A 17,049-nucleotide genomic window follows, 5' to 3' on the forward strand; every position below is an offset into this window, starting at 1 on the left:
CTGATTGCCGTGATAAGCTGACATTATGAACAATCTGACCTTCAAGCAACTGCGTTACTTCGAGGCGCTGGCGCGGCATGGCCATTTCGGACGCGCTGCGGACGCCTGCGCGATCTCGCAGCCGGCGCTGTCGATGCAGATCAAGGAACTGGAGGGTGAACTGGGCGCGGCGCTGTTTGAACGCGGTGCGCGACAGGTCCGCCTGACCGGGTTTGGCGAAGCGTTCGCACTACGCGTGCGCGACATCCTGCGTTCGGTCGATGAACTGCAGGACCTGGCGCGCGTCTCGCAGGACGGGCTGGTCGGGCGGCTGCGCATCGGCGTGATTCCGACGGTTGCGCCCTATCTGCTGCCGGCGATCATCGGCAACCTCACGCGCACTTACGCCGGCCTCGACCTTCACGTCCGCGAGACCGTGACGGGAACGCTGATTCAGGAGCTGGCGGAGGGGCGGATCGACGCCGCCATTGTCGCGCTGCCGGTGTCGGAGCCTTCGTTCGCCGAAGTGGCGCTGTTTGCCGAGGATTTCGTGCTGGTCCGGCCGGGCGAAGACGAGGGCAAGCCGGTGCCCAACGGCGAGACACTCAGCAAGATGCGGCTGCTGCTGCTGGAGGAGGGCCATTGTTTCCGCGATCAGGCGCTGTCGTTCTGCAACCGGCATTCGGCGCTGCCGCGGGAGTTGCTGGATGGCAGCTCGCTGTCGACGCTGGTGCAAATGGTCAGCGCCGGCATCGGCGTCACCCTGATTCCGGAAATGGCTGTTACGGTGGAGACGCGCTCGGCGTCGGTCTCCGTCGCGCGGTTCGAGAATCCAAAGCCATCGCGAACCATCGGCATGATCTGGCGCAGAACAAGCCCGCTCGCCAGCCAACTCTTGCAGATTTCCGAGGTGGTGCGCCGCTCGGCTGCGGCGTTGCGCAAGCAGCAAGCGCCGGCCGCGTCGCGCAGGCGCTGAGACCGGTCGTTGGCAACCTGGCCGGCAGCTACGGTCGATCCGAAGGGTCATTGGGACTATTGCTGTCAGCCCTGATCGGCTAATCTGCGCGAGTATGGGGGCATGACATGAGATCTTCGGTTGTGCAGGAAGTGCAATTTCCAAAGCAGCCGGCGCTGCAGTTGATCTATGACACCGCGCCGATCGGCCTTGCCTATCTCTCGCCAGACTGCCGCTATCTGCTGATCAACCAGCGCCTCACCGAGATCTGCGGGATCTCGGTCGAGGGGCATCTCGGGCGCACGGTGCGCGACTGCGTGCCGGGGCTCGCAGACGCGGTCGAGGCCATCGTGCGATCGATCATGGAGACCGGCGATCCCGTGACCGGCATCGAGGTCAACGGCCAGCGCACGGGCCAGAATGAGGATCGCTGCTGGATCACCTATTGGCATCCGCAGCGCGGGCCGAACGGCAACATCGTCGGCGTCAATGTCGCCGCCGAGGAGATCACCGAGCGCAAGCGCAGCGAGCGCGAGATCCGCGGCGCGCGCGATGCCGCCGAGGCGGCGCTGCACCATTTGCAGGAGACCCAGGCCTCGCTGATCGAGGCGGAGAAGCTCGCAGCGTTAGGCCGGCTGGTGGCGGGTGTTGCCCACGAGATCAACAGCCCCGTCGGCACCAGCCTGACGGTGGCGTCCGTGCTGGAGCGCAAGTGCGCGGCGTTCGCGGCCGAAGTCGCCCGCGGCGGCTTGAAGCGATCGAGCCTGAACGAGTTCATCGAAGTCGTCGAGGATGCATCGGCGCTGCTGGTCACCAATCTCAATCGCGCGGCCGAGCTGGTGCAGTCGTTCAAGCAGGTCACGGTGGATAGAAGCTATCTGGATCAGCGCCATTTCGATGCCGGCGAGTTCACGGTCGAGGTGCTGGCCGGCCTGCGTCCGGCGCTGCCGAAAAACAACGTGACGCTCCATGTCGACTGCGAGCCCGGCCTGACCGCGGACAGCTATCCCGGCCCCTACGGTCAGGCGTTGACCAATCTCTTTCTCAATTCGGTGATGCACGCCTTTCCGGACGGCAAGGGCGGCAATATCAATGTCGGGCTGCGGGCTTCGGGCATGGACCATATTGAAATCATGTTTGCCGACGACGGCTGCGGCATGAGCCTCGAGGTGCGCCGCCAGGCCTTCAATCCGTTCTTCACCACGCGCCGCGACGGTGGCCGCATCGGGCTCGGCCTGCATATCGTCCACAACATCGTGACCAACCGGCTCGGCGGCGAGCTTCACCTCGACAGCGCGCCCGGCGAGGGCACGAAAATCAGCATCGTCCTGCCGCGCGTCGCGCCGGGACGGCCGCCGGCGGGCTGACCTCGTCCAGTTTATGAGGCCTGCGCAACATCGGCCTGTGGGCCCTGATTTTCCTCTGCCAGCAGCGCATCGAGATCGACAAGCAGCGGGTCGTCGTGCCCGGGTTCGCCTTGGGCTTCGCTGCCATGGAGATGCATCAAGGTCTGCACACGCCGGGCATTGAGATAGTCGGCATGGTGGTGCCGCAGCGCGACCGGCAGCAGGTGCTTTGGCAACCCGACCATCGCAAAGGCCGGAACCCTGCGCGTCTCGTCGCCCTCGCGCCAAAGCAGGGGGTGCAGGGTATAGATCATCTGCCGCTCGATCTCTGCCGGCGGCGGCTGCTCTGAAATGGACGCGGCGGGGCTTGCCATGTTGGCGTTGCCGGCGCGGGTGCGCACCGCGGAAGATCGCAGCTCCCAGCAGATCAGGTCGGCCGCCGACAGGACCTCGCGACGCACGGCTTCCACGCTGGTCGAGAACCTGGTTGCTTCCGGTATCGATGCCGAGTGTTTGGTGACGGCTTCGATCAGCGCGGTCGCACTGGCTTGAAATCCCGGTGCGGCCCGTTCAATGGCCGCGGCCATTGTCTCGATCTGGTCCGCGATCAGGTTGCGGTCGTGCTGCGCCTTGGCATCGGCCAAAGCGCGCTCGGCCGAGGCCACCTGTTCGTCAAACTCCGCCAATGCGGCACGCATGGTCTTGGTGCGGTCTTCGACGGCACGCATATGGGCTTCCGCGCGATCAAGCCGGGCATTGGCGGCGCCGGCCACCGCCAGCCGTTCGGCCGCGGTGCGTTTTTCTTCAAGTTCCTTTTCGGAGAGGCTCAACCGTGCTGCGAGTTTTTGCCGCGCCGCCAGCTTGTCCTTCAACACGCTCTCGAAGCGCTCGACCGGACCAAGCTCGCGCTTGAAAAATGCCATGGCAGTCACCTCGTGCTTTGCAATTAACAGCCGAATCGGCCGACGGATTTGTTACGCGCGAGAGCTAGTCGGAAACTTGGATAACATTGCGGCCCGAGTCGCTGCAGTCCTTTTCGTCACCGCCGGGTCCAATGCGCCAAAACCCGCGCGCCTGTCCGCTGGCGTGTCGGCAGCCAGTTGTGGCGCAGCGCGTGGGGCAAATAGGACATGAAGGCTGTCCCTTGGTATTGGCCTTAATTAGATGCTTTTTAATTTTTAGACTTTAGCGATTGATTCGAGCTCGCGGCGGCGTCTGTCTGGTTGGGTGCAGGACGGAGCGACTCCAATGCGCGTTGCGTTCATTATTGCAGCGTCAGTTATTGCGTCGATATCAGTGTTGACGACACCATCGCACGCTTCAAGTTCTTGCATGAGCAAGAGCGAAGCGCGCCAGCATTATGGCTCGGTGCACATCTACTGGCATGGACCGGATCATTGCTGGGACGCGACGCCGGGCCGGCATCGCCAGGTCCTCAAAAATCAGTCAAATACCGATCGACAGGTTCAGCGTGGACGCAGTGGTTCCGATTGGCGTCAGGCCATGTCGGAAATGCTTTCGGGTGACGCTCCCGTTCAGGTGTCCGACGCGCGCGCGGCGGGCGGTGCTGCTTCCGCAAACTGGCTGGATCGCTGGATCGACATCGCGCCGGTCGCGCCGCGCCCCTCAACCGAACGTCAATCCGAACCCACGATGGCGCCGCCGGTTCTTGCGGCCGAGCCGGAATCCGGCGGCATGCCGCACGCTGTCGTCATCCTGGCGTTCTTTGCCTTCTTGCTGATATTCGCGACCATTGAAATTCTGCTCCGCAACGACGAGCAGCAGAAGTAGGGGGCGCGCACGCGGGATCTTCATCCAAGGTTGCGACAAAGGTCAGAGCGTTGAGACAGGGACCGGACCTCACCGGTCAGCCGCCGCCGCGGATAACGGAAGCGGTGATGCGTTCGTCTTCTCCTGCGTCACGACGCGCTGCTCGCTCTTCGCCGCCACCGCGGTGCCATCCTCGAAGCGAACGCGGTAAACCAGCAAATTCTCCATCACGCGCTGCACGTAGTTGCGGGTTTCGGAAAGTGGGATGCGTTCGACCCAGTCGACCGGGTCGACCCTGGGATCCCGGGGATCGCCGAACGCCTTGAGCCACTCCCGGACGCGGCCGCGGCCGGCGTTGTAGCCGGCAAAGGTCATGATGTGATTGCCCTTGTATTCGGATAGTAGCGCGCTCAGTTCGCCGGCACCCATCTGCGTGTTGTAGACGGGATCGGAAACCATCCGGTCCCAGTCGTAGCTCACCTTGAACCGTTTGGCGGTATCGCGCCCCGCTTCCGGCGTGACCTGCATCAGGCCGACCGCATTGGCCGGCGACTTGTCGCGCTGGTCGAACCCGCTCTCGGTGCGCGCCACCGAATAGATGACGCTGCGCTCGATCTCCGGGGCAATCTGGGTATGCGGCGGAATCCCGATGATCGGGAACGCGTAATGGTCGAGCGCAAGTCCGCGGCCGAGTGCGGGCTTGCCGACCTGCAGCATCGCGCGGGCGTCGTTGCGACGGCCGGTGAGTTCGCCAAGCGCTTCGAGCACCGCCACGTCGGCGCTTTGTTCGGCGAGGTCGGCGACGAAATACAGCACGGTGTCACGCTCGCCGAGCTCGTAGAGCATATCGGCGGCGCGCACGCGTTCATCCACCGGCACGGCGGCGTTGGCGGAGGCGAGCATGGGCGAGGGCGCGTGCAATTCGATCCGGTCACGTCCGAGCGCGGCGCGCGCAAGCTGACCGTAATAGGCGGTCGGGTAGCGCGCCGCCGCTTCATAGCTGGCGGTCATCGCATCCTTGTCGCCAAGGGCTTCGGCGGCGCGCCCGCGCCAGTAATTCGCCCGCGCCAGCACGATCGGATTGGTCGCGCCGTCGTCGATGTCAGCGAAATGCGCTCGCGCGCTGGCGGGCTCGTCGAGGTAGCGCAGCGCGATCCAGCCGCACATGAAATGGACGTCGGCGCGGTAGTATTCGTTGGCCGGCGGCGCGGCGGGGCGGATGACCTGGTAGGCCGTCAGGAACTTGCCCTGATCCATCAGCTTGCGGGCGAGCGAACGCCGCTCGCGCCACCATTGATCGGTGTCCTGCTGCGCCATGGTTTCGGGCGCCGCGGCCAGCATCAGGCGGGCCGCGTCGTCGATCTTGTTCTGGGCGAGCATCCACTGAATGCGGCACAGGGTATAGCCGAGATCCTCGCGCGCCTCGGTCGCGACGGCGTCGAGCGCATCCAGCGCCTTGTTCGCCTTGCCCTGGACCGCGGCGCAGGCCTTCACGATCGCGGGCGCGTCGCCGCCGAGGAGCTTTGCGGCGCGTGTGGCGCCCGCAAGATCCCTGGCGCCGATCCGCCGGTCCATGCGCGCGCGGTGGTCTTCGGGGGTGAGAAGGTCGCGGAACACTTCCAGCACGTCGGCCTCGACGCGATCCGACAATTCCTCCGATCGCCAGGCGTCGCGCACCAGCCGGCCCGCACCCTCGCGGTCGCTCTCGCGGAGCAGCACGCGCGCGAGCGCCAATTTGCCTCGGGCGCTGACGGGCTGGTCGCCGGTGAAGCCGCGAACCATGGCAGCATCGCTGCGCTCCTGCCACAAGCGGGCCTCGGCCCGCCGGCGCAGCAATGAAGCGCTCGGCCATTCCGGATTGGCGGCGATGAACGCGGCATAGCGGCTGAAATTCGCCGTGGTCTCCGAGTGGCGGAGGATGAACCATTCGACGAGTTTTTGCGCCGCCGGGTCCGATATCCTGTCGCGTGCGGCGGTCGCCTCGTCGGTCTTGGCCTTGCGCGCCAGATCGATGGCTTCCTTCACCAGCGCCAGGCCGCCGGTCAGCGCGGGCCTGGCCTCTTTGCGGGCAGGCTCATCCTTCGTTCGCTTCGACCCGTTTTCCCGATCGGCATGCTTGGCGTTCCGGCGCTTTGCCGCCGCAGCGGTGCGGTGGGGCCGGGCCTCCTTGGCATCGTGGGTCTTCTTCGTCTCGAGCGTCTTTCTCGCGTGCGGCTGTTTGGCGTCGGCTCGCGCCATCGCCTCCGGCGAGAAGAGGGCGAACGCGGCGACGGTGACGAGACAGGACAGCGAATGGAAGCAAGGCTTCATTGCTTGGTCCTCCTGTGAACCACTTACCGGACGGTCGCACGCAATGCATGCGGCCCGAGCCGTCCGAAAGCTAACACGCCGCCGATTGAGCAGTTGTCGCGCCAGGGCAACACCGCGGGGGAAACATGTGGGCGAATGGAACAGGAAACTCACGGCAGCGCGGCTTGCGCGACCCGCGCGAGGTGATCCCCGCCTTCGCGGGGTATGACCGCTAGGGCTCTTGCGGGCGCCCTTGCGGCACACCGCTGAAACGCAAGCAACACGCTGTGAGCCTTCGGCACGGGAACCGCGCATGGGCTTTCAGGCAGACTTCGCCAGCCACGACTACTTTCGACGCCGGACCGGTGTCAGGTCTTCAAAAGTCAGTCAGCCGCGCGCTCGGCCGAAACAATCGGCGAAATCCGAGCATTTGCGCTCAATGCGCCACCTATTTGCGAAACTCAGGCTATGCACAATCCTAAAAGCATCATGCTCTAGTCTTCGTCCGGCTCGCGCACGACCGGCTGCTCGTCGCCGCGATCCTCTTCCTCTTCGTCCTCGTCCTCTTCGTCTTCATCAGGATCTCGGGGCGGCATCGTGTTGCCCATGATCACGAAGGGACTCCAGTCGATCAACCTGGTGGAAAATTCCTCGGGGATATGTGGGGTCATGTCGTGGTTCCTCGGGTGTGGACCCTTGGGGATTTTACCCCTTCTGATCCGATTTCCGCATGAGGGTTAGCGCCGCACCGGTTGCCCGGCATGCCAGCGGTCGTCAGTTGCGGCGGCTCGTCAACATGACCGTGCCAATCGTGACCATGTCCATGCTGCGAATAGGTTCCCGGATCACGGGCTCGTTGAACGCATCATCGAGGCAGTCGCGCCGTGTTAGCGGCGGCCTCTGCCAACATTGCCTCCAACTGCGACTTGGTGAATTCCTCAGGTTGCCTCACTCCTGGCTTGCGCGTAGACATTATCCTATCTACCGGGCGGGCACAGGCCGCCAACAGCGCTGGCTTCCGCTTCGGCACCGGCCTTATCTTGGGTTTTGCAGTTGGCGGCTTGTGACCCCGCTTCAGGCCCAAACGAGTTAGCTTGGCGCAGACCGCGTTACGGCTACACCCAAGACGTCGCGCGATCTGCGCGGCGCTCTGTCCGACGGACCAGAGTTTTTTGAGCAGTGCTACGTCGTCTGCATCCCAACCCATGGGAGATGCTTATACGCCGACTGCCAACTACAGGCTAGTCGACATCGGATAGCTAGGAGCATCCCAGCGCGGCACTCACGGGGCTGCAACCAGCCGCTAATCTCGTGGGCGGGACACCTGACGTCGACCGAGATACCCAAGCGAACTGTCCAACGATCGCCATGAACGCCGGTAAGTTTGGGCGGACGAACCAGTCGGACCACCATGACCTCCAACTCCAACACCAGTATCGCCAAGAAAGCTCGCACCAAGGCCGAGGCGGATTTTGCCACCTGGCTCATGATGGCCAAGCTCGGTGGTTTCGATGACCTTTCATCAAACGCACAGAACTTTCTGACTAACTATCGAACCCGACTGGAGACGATGAGCGAGGCCGAGTCGACGTCCGTGGCCGTTCGCGAGGTCTACAGCGCTTATTACAACGAGATGGGAGGCGTGGGCGCGGCGCCGGAACCAAAGGCTCGCACACAAACGACAAAGGGCAAAGTCGTGCGGCTTCAGAGAGGGTCTAAATCTCAACCCGGTCTATCGGCTGCGCGCCATTCGACGAGGCCAATGATCCGAAAATCCCTCTCGGCGCTGCTTATTTTCGTGAGTATGGTGGCTCTGATTGTCGCATATAGAATTCTGACGCGGTAACACCGATATCCGCGACGTTCACTTTTCCCCTCATAGCGACCAAAGAGCGGACATTGCGCACTTCGCTTTTGTGAAGAGACTAGTGCGCTGCGCAAATTTCCAAAGGGACAGCGTCCCTGACGCTAGTCACCTAAATGGCGCGCCAATAGAGGAGGCGGCTTAGCGATGCCGATCCGGAAATCTTTGCGCCAGACCACATGGCAAAGAAGTTTCAAGCCGTCATCCGGCATTATTAATATAAATGTCGCTGGGATTTCCCTTTGATCGGAGAACTCGATAGCTGCGCCAGTGGTCGATAGGTCGCGGACTGTACAAGGAATTTTGTAGCCGCCGTACTCGATCTTGGCAGGCTTCATCACACGGTAACGAGGTGCAATCCGAGTTTAGGCCATTCAAATAGCTCCCAAATCAAAAGAGAATCGCCGCTCGAAATTGGCGCATCCCGCACCGGCGGGGCGATGTCCGTTCGGGGGGGCATTTTCAGACCTCGGCATGCATCTGATTGATGTCCACTAAAGGTCGCGCTTGATTTCTCAATGTGTGTGAAGTTGAGGCAGATGACGCTGTTCCGAATCGGCCGCCGCCGCGTTCTTGCGCGATTTATAGAAACGAAGGACTGTCCGTGACGTCTCGGTGTTGAGGCGTGAAAACTCTTCTCGCATATGATCCAGGTCTAACGCAGAGATCCGATGATCTTTTGCAGCAAGAAAGAGAAGAGACATCGTCGTCACCCACTCAAAGTTGAGGGCTTTGCCGAGGATCATAATCATCTCTCGGCTACTATCAAGAAGCGCTCGCTCCACCACGTCCACCGGCAAAGAGCATAGTATTGAAAGTCCAACTGTGGTTTCTTCGAATTTGTGGAAACGGGCATATTCCAGAATGCTGCTTTCATTCAAATCGCCACGTCCATGCCGGGCCGCTACGAGCTTCTTTGCATTAAAGTAGCTCATCGAAGCCGGGCCGAACTTTGACTGGAGCGCCCCGGTGACGTCGATTACCGAGGTCTGAATTTGGCCCAATAGATCTGGACGCTCCCACTCAAGTTTTCGCCTTACATCGTCCGATGCTTTTGCAATCAATTGCTGGAAAATATGTCTCGGAATGTCCTTCCGAAGGCCGAGTTGTTCGGCGAGAATTGAATCGGCCTCTGAGCGCTTGATCATATGCAAAAAGCCGAAATCAGAAAACCGAGCACCGTCGTTCGTCGCAACTGAATTCACGACTTCCCGGTTGCCGCGCGTTACAAGTTCGTCCGTTACCACGACGGGAAGAGAATGTCGTTTGGTGATTGCTAGAAGGTGCGACTGGCTTTTGGTTCTGATATTTGAGACCAACGTCTTGGCATCGAGCCGAGTGGAGTGCTGAAGCATCGGGCCAGCAACTTCAATGGAATTGTCAAAAGCAAGTTTCTTGACGAGGTTTATGGAGGCATTGTCGGTGCGGAGCAGTCGCTTGGCGAGCTGCGCTCGAGCGGCCACTTCAATTTCTTCTGCCAATCGTCCGATGACCTCGCCGAAAATCCAAATCTCGTCCTCAGTATACCGGCCGGCTATCAGCAAATCGGTCGCATGCCAAAGCGCTCGCAGCCGGCTCTCGGCCGATCCTCGCGAGACGGCCTCCTCTAAGTCCTGCAGAAATGACCCTGATTCAATCATTTGGCCCAGCATCCAAGAATGCGTCGGCCGTTCCAATTTCAGGGGGGAGCCAGCCGAGAAAGCTTCCGCAAATAATCGCTTCAAAAATCGTATTAGCCGCCGAAGCAGCCGTGCAACCACAATCTCTTGCTTGATCTTGACCGCCAAAGGTAATGTTTGGGTAAACGTGACAGGGGCCAATGACCGCCCGGCCTTCTAGGTTAATTGCTCGTGAAAACCGCGCTGACCGGAGCCGCGGTCGATTCGCGGCCTGATATCGAGCAAGCGATCAAGCGCGCCATGTCCGTTCGGGGTCATTCGCGACGGGGTGGGGACAGCAGGATGTCGACCCATGTCCGCTATTCCCTGTTACTGTTGAAAAAGTCTTTTGGGGGCGGCGGACGAAATTTTCTAGAGCCGCTGATGCGCTTCGTGCGCGACGATGTGAGGGGCCTCGTCGCATCTCTGAAAAACGACCACGGCCTTTCGTATCGGCGCTACGGCGCTTCTTAACGATAGAGTTGTCCAAAAATCAGCATTTGCAAGATTTTTGGGGTCGTTCGATTTTCGACTTTTTCAACAGTATCCCCTGAAAGCGGAAGTAAATTCATAGCTCTGGACCGATGCTACCGAACAAACCGCGTGGCGTTCCGCGTGTAAACGACCGACGCATACGCAATGGCATCTTCTGAGTCCTGCGTTCCGGTGCGCCATGGCGCGACCTGCCCAAGAATTAGGGGCCATGCGCGACATGCAAAAATCGCTTCGTTCGTTGGCGGCGGGCTGGCGTCTGGGACCAGATCAACTCGCTTGAATATCGCTTGGAGGGATGGATTCAATGCTAAGAATTATTCTGTTTTCGCTTTCACTAGCTGCCGCTACGGGGCTTTCAACCATGCCAACATCATCCAGAGACCTTAACGCGAGCTCTCGTGGCGGCGGACGGTCGGTCGAGTTCTTCGATCAGATCAATAAAGCATCGATCATCATGCTGGATGAGGGCGGGCTTGTACCTCATCCGATGGCCGCCAGGATTGCTGATGGAATCGAGCAGGTGATCGCCAAGGAGAACGCTTCAGGCGCCGCACGCTCGGCCGACTACCTGGATTTCGAACCCAAGCTGATTGCCGCAGTTGGTCAGGATGCATCGCGGCTTCACATGGGGAGAAGCCGGCAAGATATCGGTGCGACCATCGCACGAATGTCTTTGCGCGACGGGTTGCTCAGGGAATACCAAGCTTTGGTGGCCTCGCGTGAAAAGCTGCTCACGATTGCGGATCAGAACAAGCAAACCATCATTCCAGCGTACACCCATGGTGTGCAGGCGCAACCGACCACGTTTGCCCACTATCTGCTTGCCTGGGAGGCTGCGGTGGTCCGCAACTGCGAGCGGCTGCAACAGGCCTACCAGCGGATCAACACGAGCCCGCTCGGGGCCGCTGCGTTGGGTACATCCAGCTTTCCGATCGACCGAAAACGGCTCGCCGGCCTGCTGGGCTTCGATGGACTGGTCGAGAATTCCTATGACGCCAACCATGTTGCTTCGGCGGACAGCAGCCTTGAGGTGGCGAGCGCATTGCAAATCTCCGCCATCCAGTTGGGACAGTTCGCGCAAGACCTCCACGCGCAATACGCCGCGCCGTCGCCGTGGTTGATGTTGTCGGAAGGAAAGCTCACCGGGGTCAGCAGCATCATGCCGCAGAAAAGGAATCCGGCCGCCCTGGAGCAACTTCGAACCCAGAGCAGTATCATGGTCGGCGAAATGCAGACCGTGTTCCTGCTCTCTCACAACAATCGCACCGGCATGTTCGACTCCCGCAGCTATGATCCCGTTCCGAGCGAGCGGCCCTCGCAGGTCTTTGAACTTTTCCAGCAAGTGCTGGACGGCCTTGTGGTCGACAAGGATCGCGCATTGGCGGAGGTCAATGCCGACTACTCGGCGACATCAGGAATCGCGGATGCGCTGCTGAGGACGGCTGACGTGCCTTTCCGTATCGGTCATCATTATGCGTCGACGCTTACCAACTACGGTCGTTCGCAAGGTCTCAAACTCAACGAAATTCCCTATGCAGAAGCCGCTCGCATCTACAAGGCAGAGACCAAGCAGGACTTTCCGCTGGACGAAGCCGAATTCAGGGAAACGATCAGTGCCGAGCATATGGTATCCGTCAGCAAGGGCATCGGTGGACCACAGCTTGCTGAGGTGACCAGGATGCTTGCCGATGGTCACACCAAAATGAAGTCAGACCTTGATTGGCTGAAGTCTCGGAAAGATCGTTTGGTTGCCGCCGAAGCCTCGCTCAACACAAGCGTTGCCGCGTTGGCGGCGGGCGCGAGCACGAATGGTTCAGCCAATCGCTGATCCGGCGCAGCACAAATTTCGCTGCGACAAATTGGCGCGACGGGCAAATCACCAAAAGTCTGTCCAGCCCCTCGCGCAAAAATATTTCCGTTGCAGCGTCGGGCAAATCAGACGTCTAACTTCGCCCGTCTCACGGCAACAAGAGGGGCGATCGCGATCGTCACGACGTGCGGTGGGATGCGGTGGACGTGAAGGCTGCGACTGACGAGCGCGGTCATTGCGTACGGTGAAATCGTTTGGGTCCGACGCCCCGGTGCTGGCGTCAAGTTGGCGGAAGCGAAAGCTGACGTTGACGATGGTGGCAAGAAAGCCGGTCACCAGGACGAAATCGTATAAGCCGTAAAGCCATTGCGTGGGGGAGGCCGGATGTTCTCCGCTGAACCTGTATGCTCGTGTGCAGCATTTGTTTGTGCATTACGCACGCGAGACCGCGGGTGCAGCGCGCGCCCGGTCTTCCCTGCGCCCTCTGATTTCGAGGGCAAGGTTTCCAGCAAAACTCCGGGCGCATCGCGCCGCGAGAATGCGAAGTCGTATTTGCAGCTTCGTAGCCCGGATGAGCGCAGCGATATCCGGGAGCACTCTCAAGCCGCCCCGGATGTCGCTTCGCTCATTAGCCGTCATTGTCTGCAACAAACGCGAAGCGTTTGTGCAAGGGAGCGAAGCGACGACCTGTCCGCCGAAGCTCAAAGAGCGAAGGCGGAAGCAATCCATCTCGCCGCGCAAAGAAAGAATGGATTGCTTCGCTGGCGCTCGCAATGATGTGGATAGGCCAGTGGCGCACTGGATACCGCCTTTGCGGGGTATGACGGCCAGGGATCTTGCATGCATCGCTTCCGCGCCACACCTCAGAAACGCCCGCAACAGGCACTTCGGCACGGGAGCCGCGCATGAGCTTTCAGGCAGACTTCGCCAGCCAGGACTACTTCCGCAATCCCGCGGCCGCGCTCGAAAGACTGCGTGCGCAGGGGCCGGTGGTTCAGGTGCATTTCCCCATCATCGGCCAGGTCTGGGCCACGACGACGCAGGCGCTGGCGGACCGGGTGCTGAAGGACACCGAAACGTTCACCATCCGCAAGGACGACGGCACCGTCGCCGGATTGCAGTGGTGGATGCCCAAGGTGATCCGGACGCTGGCCAACAGCATGCTGTCGATGGACGATCCCGGACACAAGCGATTGCGCGACATCGTCGACGAGGCCTTTCGCCGGCGTGCCGTGCTCGGGATGGAACCGCATATTCAGGCCGTGGCGGACAAACTCGCCGATGAATTGTTCACGGAGGGCAGTCCATGCGATCTGCTCGATCGCTATGCGCGCACGCTGCCGCTGTCGGTAATCTCGGAACTGCTCGGACTTCCGCCGGGCGATCGGCCGAAATTCATTGCCTGGGCCAGCGGTTTCACCCGCTTCACCGGCATGCTGGGATTTCTCGGCGCGATCCCGAACATACTGGCCATGCGGCGCTACATGGAACGGCATGTCGAGACTGTCAGGAAATCCGGCGGCGAGGGGCTGATCGCCGAAATCGTGCGGGTCGAAAAGGAGGGCGGGCAGATCAGCCGCGATGAAATCGTCGCGATGATTTTCCTGCTGCTGTTTGCAGGCCACGAGACCACGACGCACCTGATCAGCGGATCCGTGCACGAGCTGTTGAAAAATCCCGATCTCCGCGACTGGCTCAAACAGGATTGGAGCCGCCTCGATCTGGCGGTCGAAGAGTTCTTGCGGTTTCTCACGCCGGTGCAGTTCACCAAGCCGCGTTACGTCCGCCGCGAGGTCGAACTCGACGGCATCCGGTTGCGCAAGGGCGACAAGGTCATGGCGATGCTGGCGGCCGCCAACATGGATCCTTTGGCCAACGTCCATCCGGAGCGTCTCGATCTGCAACGCAGGCCGAACCGCCATATCGCCTTCGGCACCGGCGTTCATTTCTGCCTCGGCCATCAGCTCGCGCGCCTCGAAGCGAAATGCGCGCTGAAATCCCTGTTTCAGCGCTGGCCCGGCCTGAAGCTGGCGGTCGATGAGTCCACTATCCGCTGGCGGCGACGCCCGGGTCTCAATGCCATCGAACGGCTGCCGGTGCAGCCGGGCTCGCTTTGAGGGGTAAGGGGCGACCTTAATGGTCGCCCTAAATGGTTGCCCTGGCGCCACGATTGTTGCGTGAGCGCAACAGTCTTGGGGCATTTAACCGTTCTCACAGGTGGAACGCGCTAGCGCCGCTTTTTAGCCACACCCCTCCATGAAATCATGATGACTTGGGGGAACGGGGGTCGCAATGGACGCCAAGGCCAACATCAAGAGCAGGTTGCCGAGCCGTCACGTGACGGAGGGGCCCGAGCGCGCGCCCCATCGGTCCTATCTGTACGCGATGGGTCTGACCACCCAGCAGATCCACCAGCCCTTCGTCGGCGTGGCGTCGTGCTGGAACGAGGCCGCCCCCTGCAACATTTCGCTGATGCGTCAGGCCCAGGCCGTGAAGAAGGGCGTCGCCTCCGCCGGCGGCACCCCGCGCGAATTCTGCACCATCACCGTGACCGACGGCATCGCCATGGGCCATGACGGCATGCGCTCGTCGCTGCCGTCGCGCGAATGCATCGCCGACTCCGTCGAACTGACCGTCCGCGGCCATTCCTATGACGCGCTGGTTGGGCTTGCCGGCTGCGACAAGTCGCTGCCGGGCATGATGATGGCGATGGTCCGGCTCAACGTGCCCTCGGTCTTCATCTATGGCGGCTCGATCCTGCCCGGCAATTTCCGTGGCCAGCAGGTCACGGTGCAGGACATGTTCGAGGCCGTCGGCAAGCATTCCGTCGGCGAGATGTCGGATGCCGACCTCGACGAAATCGAGCGCGTGGCCTGTCCGTCGGCCGGCGCGTGCGGCGCACAATTCACCGCCAATACGATGGCGACGGTGTCCGAGGCGATCGGGCTGGCGCTGCCCTATTCGGCAGGGGCGCCAGCGCCCTACGAGATCCGCGATGCGTTTTGCACCGCCGCCGGCGAAAAGGTCATGGAGCTGATCGCCCTCAACATTCGGCCGCGCGACATCGTCACCCGGCGCTCGCTGGAGAACGCCGCCGCCGTGGTCGCGGCCTCCGGCGGCTCGACCAATGCTGCGCTGCACCTGCCGGCCATTGCCCATGAGTGCGGCATCAAGTTTGACTTATTCGACGTCGCCGAAATCTTCAAAAAGACTCCCTATGTCGCCGATTTGAAGCCGGGTGGCCGTTATGTTGCCAAAGACATGTTTGAAGTTGGCGGCATACCGCTTCTGATGAAAACGCTGCTCGATAATGGCCACCTGCACGGAGATTGCATTACCGTCACGGGCCGAACGATCGCCGAAAACCTCAAGAGCGTGAAGTGGAATCCGCACCAGGACGTGGTGCGGTCCGCCGACAAGCCGATTACCGTCACGGGCGGTGTTGTCGGCTTGAAGGGTAATCTCGCACCGGAGGGTGCGATCGTGAAGGTCGCCGGCATGTCGAAGCTCAAATTTACCGGTCCTGCCCGCTGCTTCGATCGCGAAGAAGATGCCTTCGAGTCGGTGCAGAAGAAGACCTACAAAGAGGGCGAGGTCATCGTGATCCGCTATGAGGGGCCGCGCGGCGGTCCCGGCATGCGGGAAATGCTGTCCACGACGGCGGCGCTGACTGGGCAGGGCATGGGCGGCAAGGTTGCCCTGATCACGGACGGCCGGTTCTCCGGCGCTACCCGCGGCTTCTGCATCGGCCATGTCGGGCCGGAAGCGGCGGTGGGCGGCCCGATCGCCCTGTTGCAGGATGGTGACATCATCGAGATCGACGCCGACGTCGGCACCCTTAACGTAAAATTGAGCGACGCCGAACTCGAAAAACGTAAGACCAAATGGCAGCCCCGCGCGACTAACCACACGTCGGGTGCGCTGTGGAAGTATGCCCAACAGGTTGGGCCGGCGGTGGATGGGGCTGTTACCCATCCTGGCGGTGCGCACGAGAAACAGTGTTATGCGGACATCTAGGCGTATCATTCTTGCGTTGATGCTGGGGGCCATGCCGGTGGCCGCTCCCGGATTCGCGTTTGATGGTGCGCCCATCACCCAGGACGCCACGCTGCCGACGGTGTCGCAGCCGGCCGCAGCAGCCCTCAACGCCCAGGCCCTGAAGAAGGTGGCGGCCCCGGCGACCGCAGTCGTCGCTCCCGCGCCATCCCTGAATTCGTTGCAATACGCCGCCGAGGGCGGTCACCCCGTCGCGCAGTGGAAGCTTGGCCGGATGTATGCCGACGGCGACGGCGTTGCCCAGGACGACGTGCGTGCGTTCGAATATTTCAGCCGCATCGCCAATGCGCATGCCGAGGACAGCCCGTCGGCGCCGCAGGCGGCGATCGTCGCCAATGCCTTCGTGGCACTCGGCCGCTACTATCTCAACGGCATTCCGAATTCGAAGATCAAGGCCGACACCGACCGGGCGAGGGAGATGTTCTCCTACGCCGCGTCCTATTTCGGCAATGCGGATGCGCAATACGATCTGGCCCGGCTCTATCTGAAGACCCCGGACGCCTCGCGGGATGATTTCCGCTACGGCGCGCGCTGGCTCGGTCTGGCCGCCCAGAAGGGCCAGCATCAGGCGCAGGCCCTGCTCGGCCAGATGCTGTTCAACGGCGACCGGCTGCCGCGCCAGGCCGCGCGCGGGCTGATGTGGCTGACCCTGGCGCGTGACAGCGCCACGCCGGACGAGGCTTGGATCAAGGAAAGCTACAACCGGGCGATCACCAAAGCGTCCGACGACGACCGCGCCATGGCGCTGCAGATGCTCGAGCACTGGGTCCAGGGCCGCAAGGACTGAGGCCGCAAGGACTAGGGAACTGCGTAGGGTGGGCAAAGGC

Annotated in this window: 15 protein-coding genes and 1 pseudogene; 10 read left to right on the forward strand and 6 right to left on the reverse strand. The window is 61.7% G+C overall.

Going from position 1 to position 17,049, the window contains the following annotated elements:
• Positions 1–25 precede the first annotated feature (25 nt).
• Positions 26–955 carry a hydrogen peroxide-inducible genes activator gene (locus BLR13_RS36035; protein WP_074830284.1) on the forward strand — a complete coding sequence of 310 codons (930 nt, stop codon included), beginning with the start codon at positions 26–28 and terminating at the stop codon, positions 953–955.
• Positions 956–1,062: 107 nt separating this feature from the next.
• Entirely contained in the window at positions 1,063–2,301 is a 1,239-nt protein-coding gene (locus BLR13_RS36040) for a sensor histidine kinase (RefSeq protein WP_074830282.1), read from the forward strand.
• Between the two features lie 11 nt (positions 2,302–2,312).
• On the opposite strand, the gene BLR13_RS36045 is transcribed toward BLR13_RS36040, so the two are convergent.
• Entirely contained in the window at positions 2,313–3,203 is an 891-nt protein-coding gene (locus BLR13_RS36045) for a hypothetical protein (protein WP_074830279.1), read from the reverse strand.
• Between the two features lie 325 nt (positions 3,204–3,528).
• Here BLR13_RS36045 and BLR13_RS36050 point away from each other — a divergent pair, with 325 nt between their 5' ends.
• Positions 3,529–4,071 (forward strand): hypothetical protein, encoded by a 543-nt coding sequence (locus BLR13_RS36050; RefSeq protein WP_143039836.1) that lies wholly within the window; start codon positions 3,529–3,531, stop codon positions 4,069–4,071.
• 69 nt (positions 4,072–4,140) lie between these two features.
• On the opposite strand, the gene BLR13_RS36055 is transcribed toward BLR13_RS36050, so the two are convergent.
• The 3 genes from BLR13_RS36055 to BLR13_RS36060 form a co-directional block, all read right to left on the reverse strand.
• Positions 4,141–6,360: a transglycosylase SLT domain-containing protein gene (locus BLR13_RS36055; protein WP_074830273.1), complete on the reverse strand. Its 2,220-nt coding sequence runs from the start codon at positions 6,358–6,360 to the stop codon at positions 4,141–4,143.
• A gap of 473 nt (positions 6,361–6,833) precedes the next feature.
• The gene (locus BLR13_RS41250) at positions 6,834–7,010 is read right to left on the reverse strand and encodes a hypothetical protein (RefSeq protein ID WP_171945029.1); all 177 of its coding nucleotides are present in this window, start codon (positions 7,008–7,010) and stop codon (positions 6,834–6,836) included.
• Between the two features lie 194 nt (positions 7,011–7,204).
• Positions 7,205–7,546 carry a GcrA family cell cycle regulator gene (locus BLR13_RS36060; protein ID WP_074830267.1) on the reverse strand — a complete coding sequence of 114 codons (342 nt, stop codon included), beginning with the start codon at positions 7,544–7,546 and terminating at the stop codon, positions 7,205–7,207.
• A 204-nt stretch (positions 7,547–7,750) separates the two neighbouring features.
• Here BLR13_RS36060 and BLR13_RS36065 point away from each other — a divergent pair, with 204 nt between their 5' ends.
• Positions 7,751–8,185: a hypothetical protein gene (locus BLR13_RS36065; protein ID WP_074830265.1), complete on the forward strand. Its 435-nt coding sequence runs from the start codon at positions 7,751–7,753 to the stop codon at positions 8,183–8,185.
• Positions 8,186–8,307: 122 nt separating this feature from the next.
• On the opposite strand, the gene BLR13_RS36070 is transcribed toward BLR13_RS36065, so the two are convergent.
• Positions 8,308–8,562: a PilZ domain-containing protein gene (locus tag BLR13_RS36070; protein ID WP_283806934.1), complete on the reverse strand. Its 255-nt coding sequence runs from the start codon at positions 8,560–8,562 to the stop codon at positions 8,308–8,310.
• A 156-nt stretch (positions 8,563–8,718) separates the two neighbouring features.
• The gene (locus BLR13_RS36075) at positions 8,719–9,843 is read right to left on the reverse strand and encodes a DUF2336 domain-containing protein (RefSeq protein WP_074832365.1); all 1,125 of its coding nucleotides are present in this window, start codon (positions 9,841–9,843) and stop codon (positions 8,719–8,721) included.
• Positions 9,844–10,053: 210 nt separating this feature from the next.
• On the opposite strand from BLR13_RS36075, the gene BLR13_RS36080 reads away from it, so the two are divergent.
• The 6 genes and pseudogenes from BLR13_RS36080 to BLR13_RS36110 all read left to right on the forward strand — a co-directional run bounded on the left by BLR13_RS36080 (position 10,054) and on the right by BLR13_RS36110 (position 17,009).
• On the forward strand, positions 10,054–10,335 hold the full coding sequence (locus BLR13_RS36080) for a hypothetical protein (protein ID WP_143039835.1): 282 nt from the start codon (positions 10,054–10,056) through the stop codon (positions 10,333–10,335).
• Positions 10,336–10,445: 110 nt separating this feature from the next.
• Positions 10,446–10,625: pseudogene (locus BLR13_RS36085) on the forward strand (transposase); the annotation flags it as partial.
• A 35-nt stretch (positions 10,626–10,660) separates the two neighbouring features.
• Positions 10,661–12,184, forward strand: a complete 1,524-nt coding sequence (locus BLR13_RS36090) for an argininosuccinate lyase (RefSeq protein ID WP_171945027.1) — start codon at positions 10,661–10,663, stop codon at positions 12,182–12,184.
• A gap of 887 nt (positions 12,185–13,071) precedes the next feature.
• Positions 13,072–14,283 carry a cytochrome P450 gene (locus BLR13_RS36100; protein ID WP_074830258.1) on the forward strand — a complete coding sequence of 404 codons (1,212 nt, stop codon included), beginning with the start codon at positions 13,072–13,074 and terminating at the stop codon, positions 14,281–14,283.
• 175 nt (positions 14,284–14,458) lie between these two features.
• Entirely contained in the window at positions 14,459–16,183 is a 1,725-nt protein-coding gene (ilvD, locus tag BLR13_RS36105) for a dihydroxy-acid dehydratase (RefSeq protein WP_074830255.1), read from the forward strand.
• Positions 16,170–17,009 carry a tetratricopeptide repeat protein gene (locus BLR13_RS36110; protein ID WP_074830253.1) on the forward strand — a complete coding sequence of 280 codons (840 nt, stop codon included), beginning with the start codon at positions 16,170–16,172 and terminating at the stop codon, positions 17,007–17,009. The genes ilvD and BLR13_RS36110 overlap by 14 nt, the downstream gene beginning before the upstream one ends.
• The last annotated feature ends 40 nt before the right edge of the window (positions 17,010–17,049 follow it).

Origin of the sequence: Bradyrhizobium ottawaense, assembly GCF_900099825.1 — a bacterium.
In the GTDB taxonomy this organism is placed as follows: Bacteria; Pseudomonadota; Alphaproteobacteria; order Rhizobiales; family Xanthobacteraceae; genus Bradyrhizobium; species Bradyrhizobium ottawaense_A.

Excerpts from the sequence above, each read along its gene's own strand:
- BLR13_RS36055 (WP_074830273.1), bottom strand. The coding sequence starts at position 6,360 with ATGAAGCCTTGCTTCCATTCGCTGTCCTGTCTCGTCACCGTCGCCGCG.
- BLR13_RS36090 (WP_171945027.1), top strand. The coding sequence starts at position 10,661 with ATGCTAAGAATTATTCTGTTTTCGCTTTCACTAGCTGCCGCTACGGGG.
- BLR13_RS36040 (WP_074830282.1), top strand. The coding sequence starts at position 1,063 with ATGAGATCTTCGGTTGTGCAGGAAGTGCAATTTCCAAAGCAGCCGGCG.
- BLR13_RS36035 (WP_074830284.1), top strand. The coding sequence starts at position 26 with ATGAACAATCTGACCTTCAAGCAACTGCGTTACTTCGAGGCGCTGGCG.
- BLR13_RS36075 (WP_074832365.1), bottom strand. The coding sequence starts at position 9,843 with ATGATTGAATCAGGGTCATTTCTGCAGGACTTAGAGGAGGCCGTCTCG.
- BLR13_RS36100 (WP_074830258.1), top strand. The coding sequence starts at position 13,072 with ATGAGCTTTCAGGCAGACTTCGCCAGCCAGGACTACTTCCGCAATCCC.
- BLR13_RS36110 (WP_074830253.1), top strand. The coding sequence starts at position 16,170 with ATGCGGACATCTAGGCGTATCATTCTTGCGTTGATGCTGGGGGCCATG.
- BLR13_RS36065 (WP_074830265.1), top strand. The coding sequence starts at position 7,751 with ATGACCTCCAACTCCAACACCAGTATCGCCAAGAAAGCTCGCACCAAG.
- ilvD (WP_074830255.1), top strand. The coding sequence starts at position 14,459 with ATGGACGCCAAGGCCAACATCAAGAGCAGGTTGCCGAGCCGTCACGTG.
- BLR13_RS41250 (WP_171945029.1), bottom strand. The coding sequence starts at position 7,010 with ATGACCCCACATATCCCCGAGGAATTTTCCACCAGGTTGATCGACTGG.
- BLR13_RS36045 (WP_074830279.1), bottom strand. The coding sequence starts at position 3,203 with ATGGCATTTTTCAAGCGCGAGCTTGGTCCGGTCGAGCGCTTCGAGAGC.
- BLR13_RS36050 (WP_143039836.1), top strand. The coding sequence starts at position 3,529 with ATGCGCGTTGCGTTCATTATTGCAGCGTCAGTTATTGCGTCGATATCA.
- BLR13_RS36060 (WP_074830267.1), bottom strand. The coding sequence starts at position 7,546 with ATGGGTTGGGATGCAGACGACGTAGCACTGCTCAAAAAACTCTGGTCC.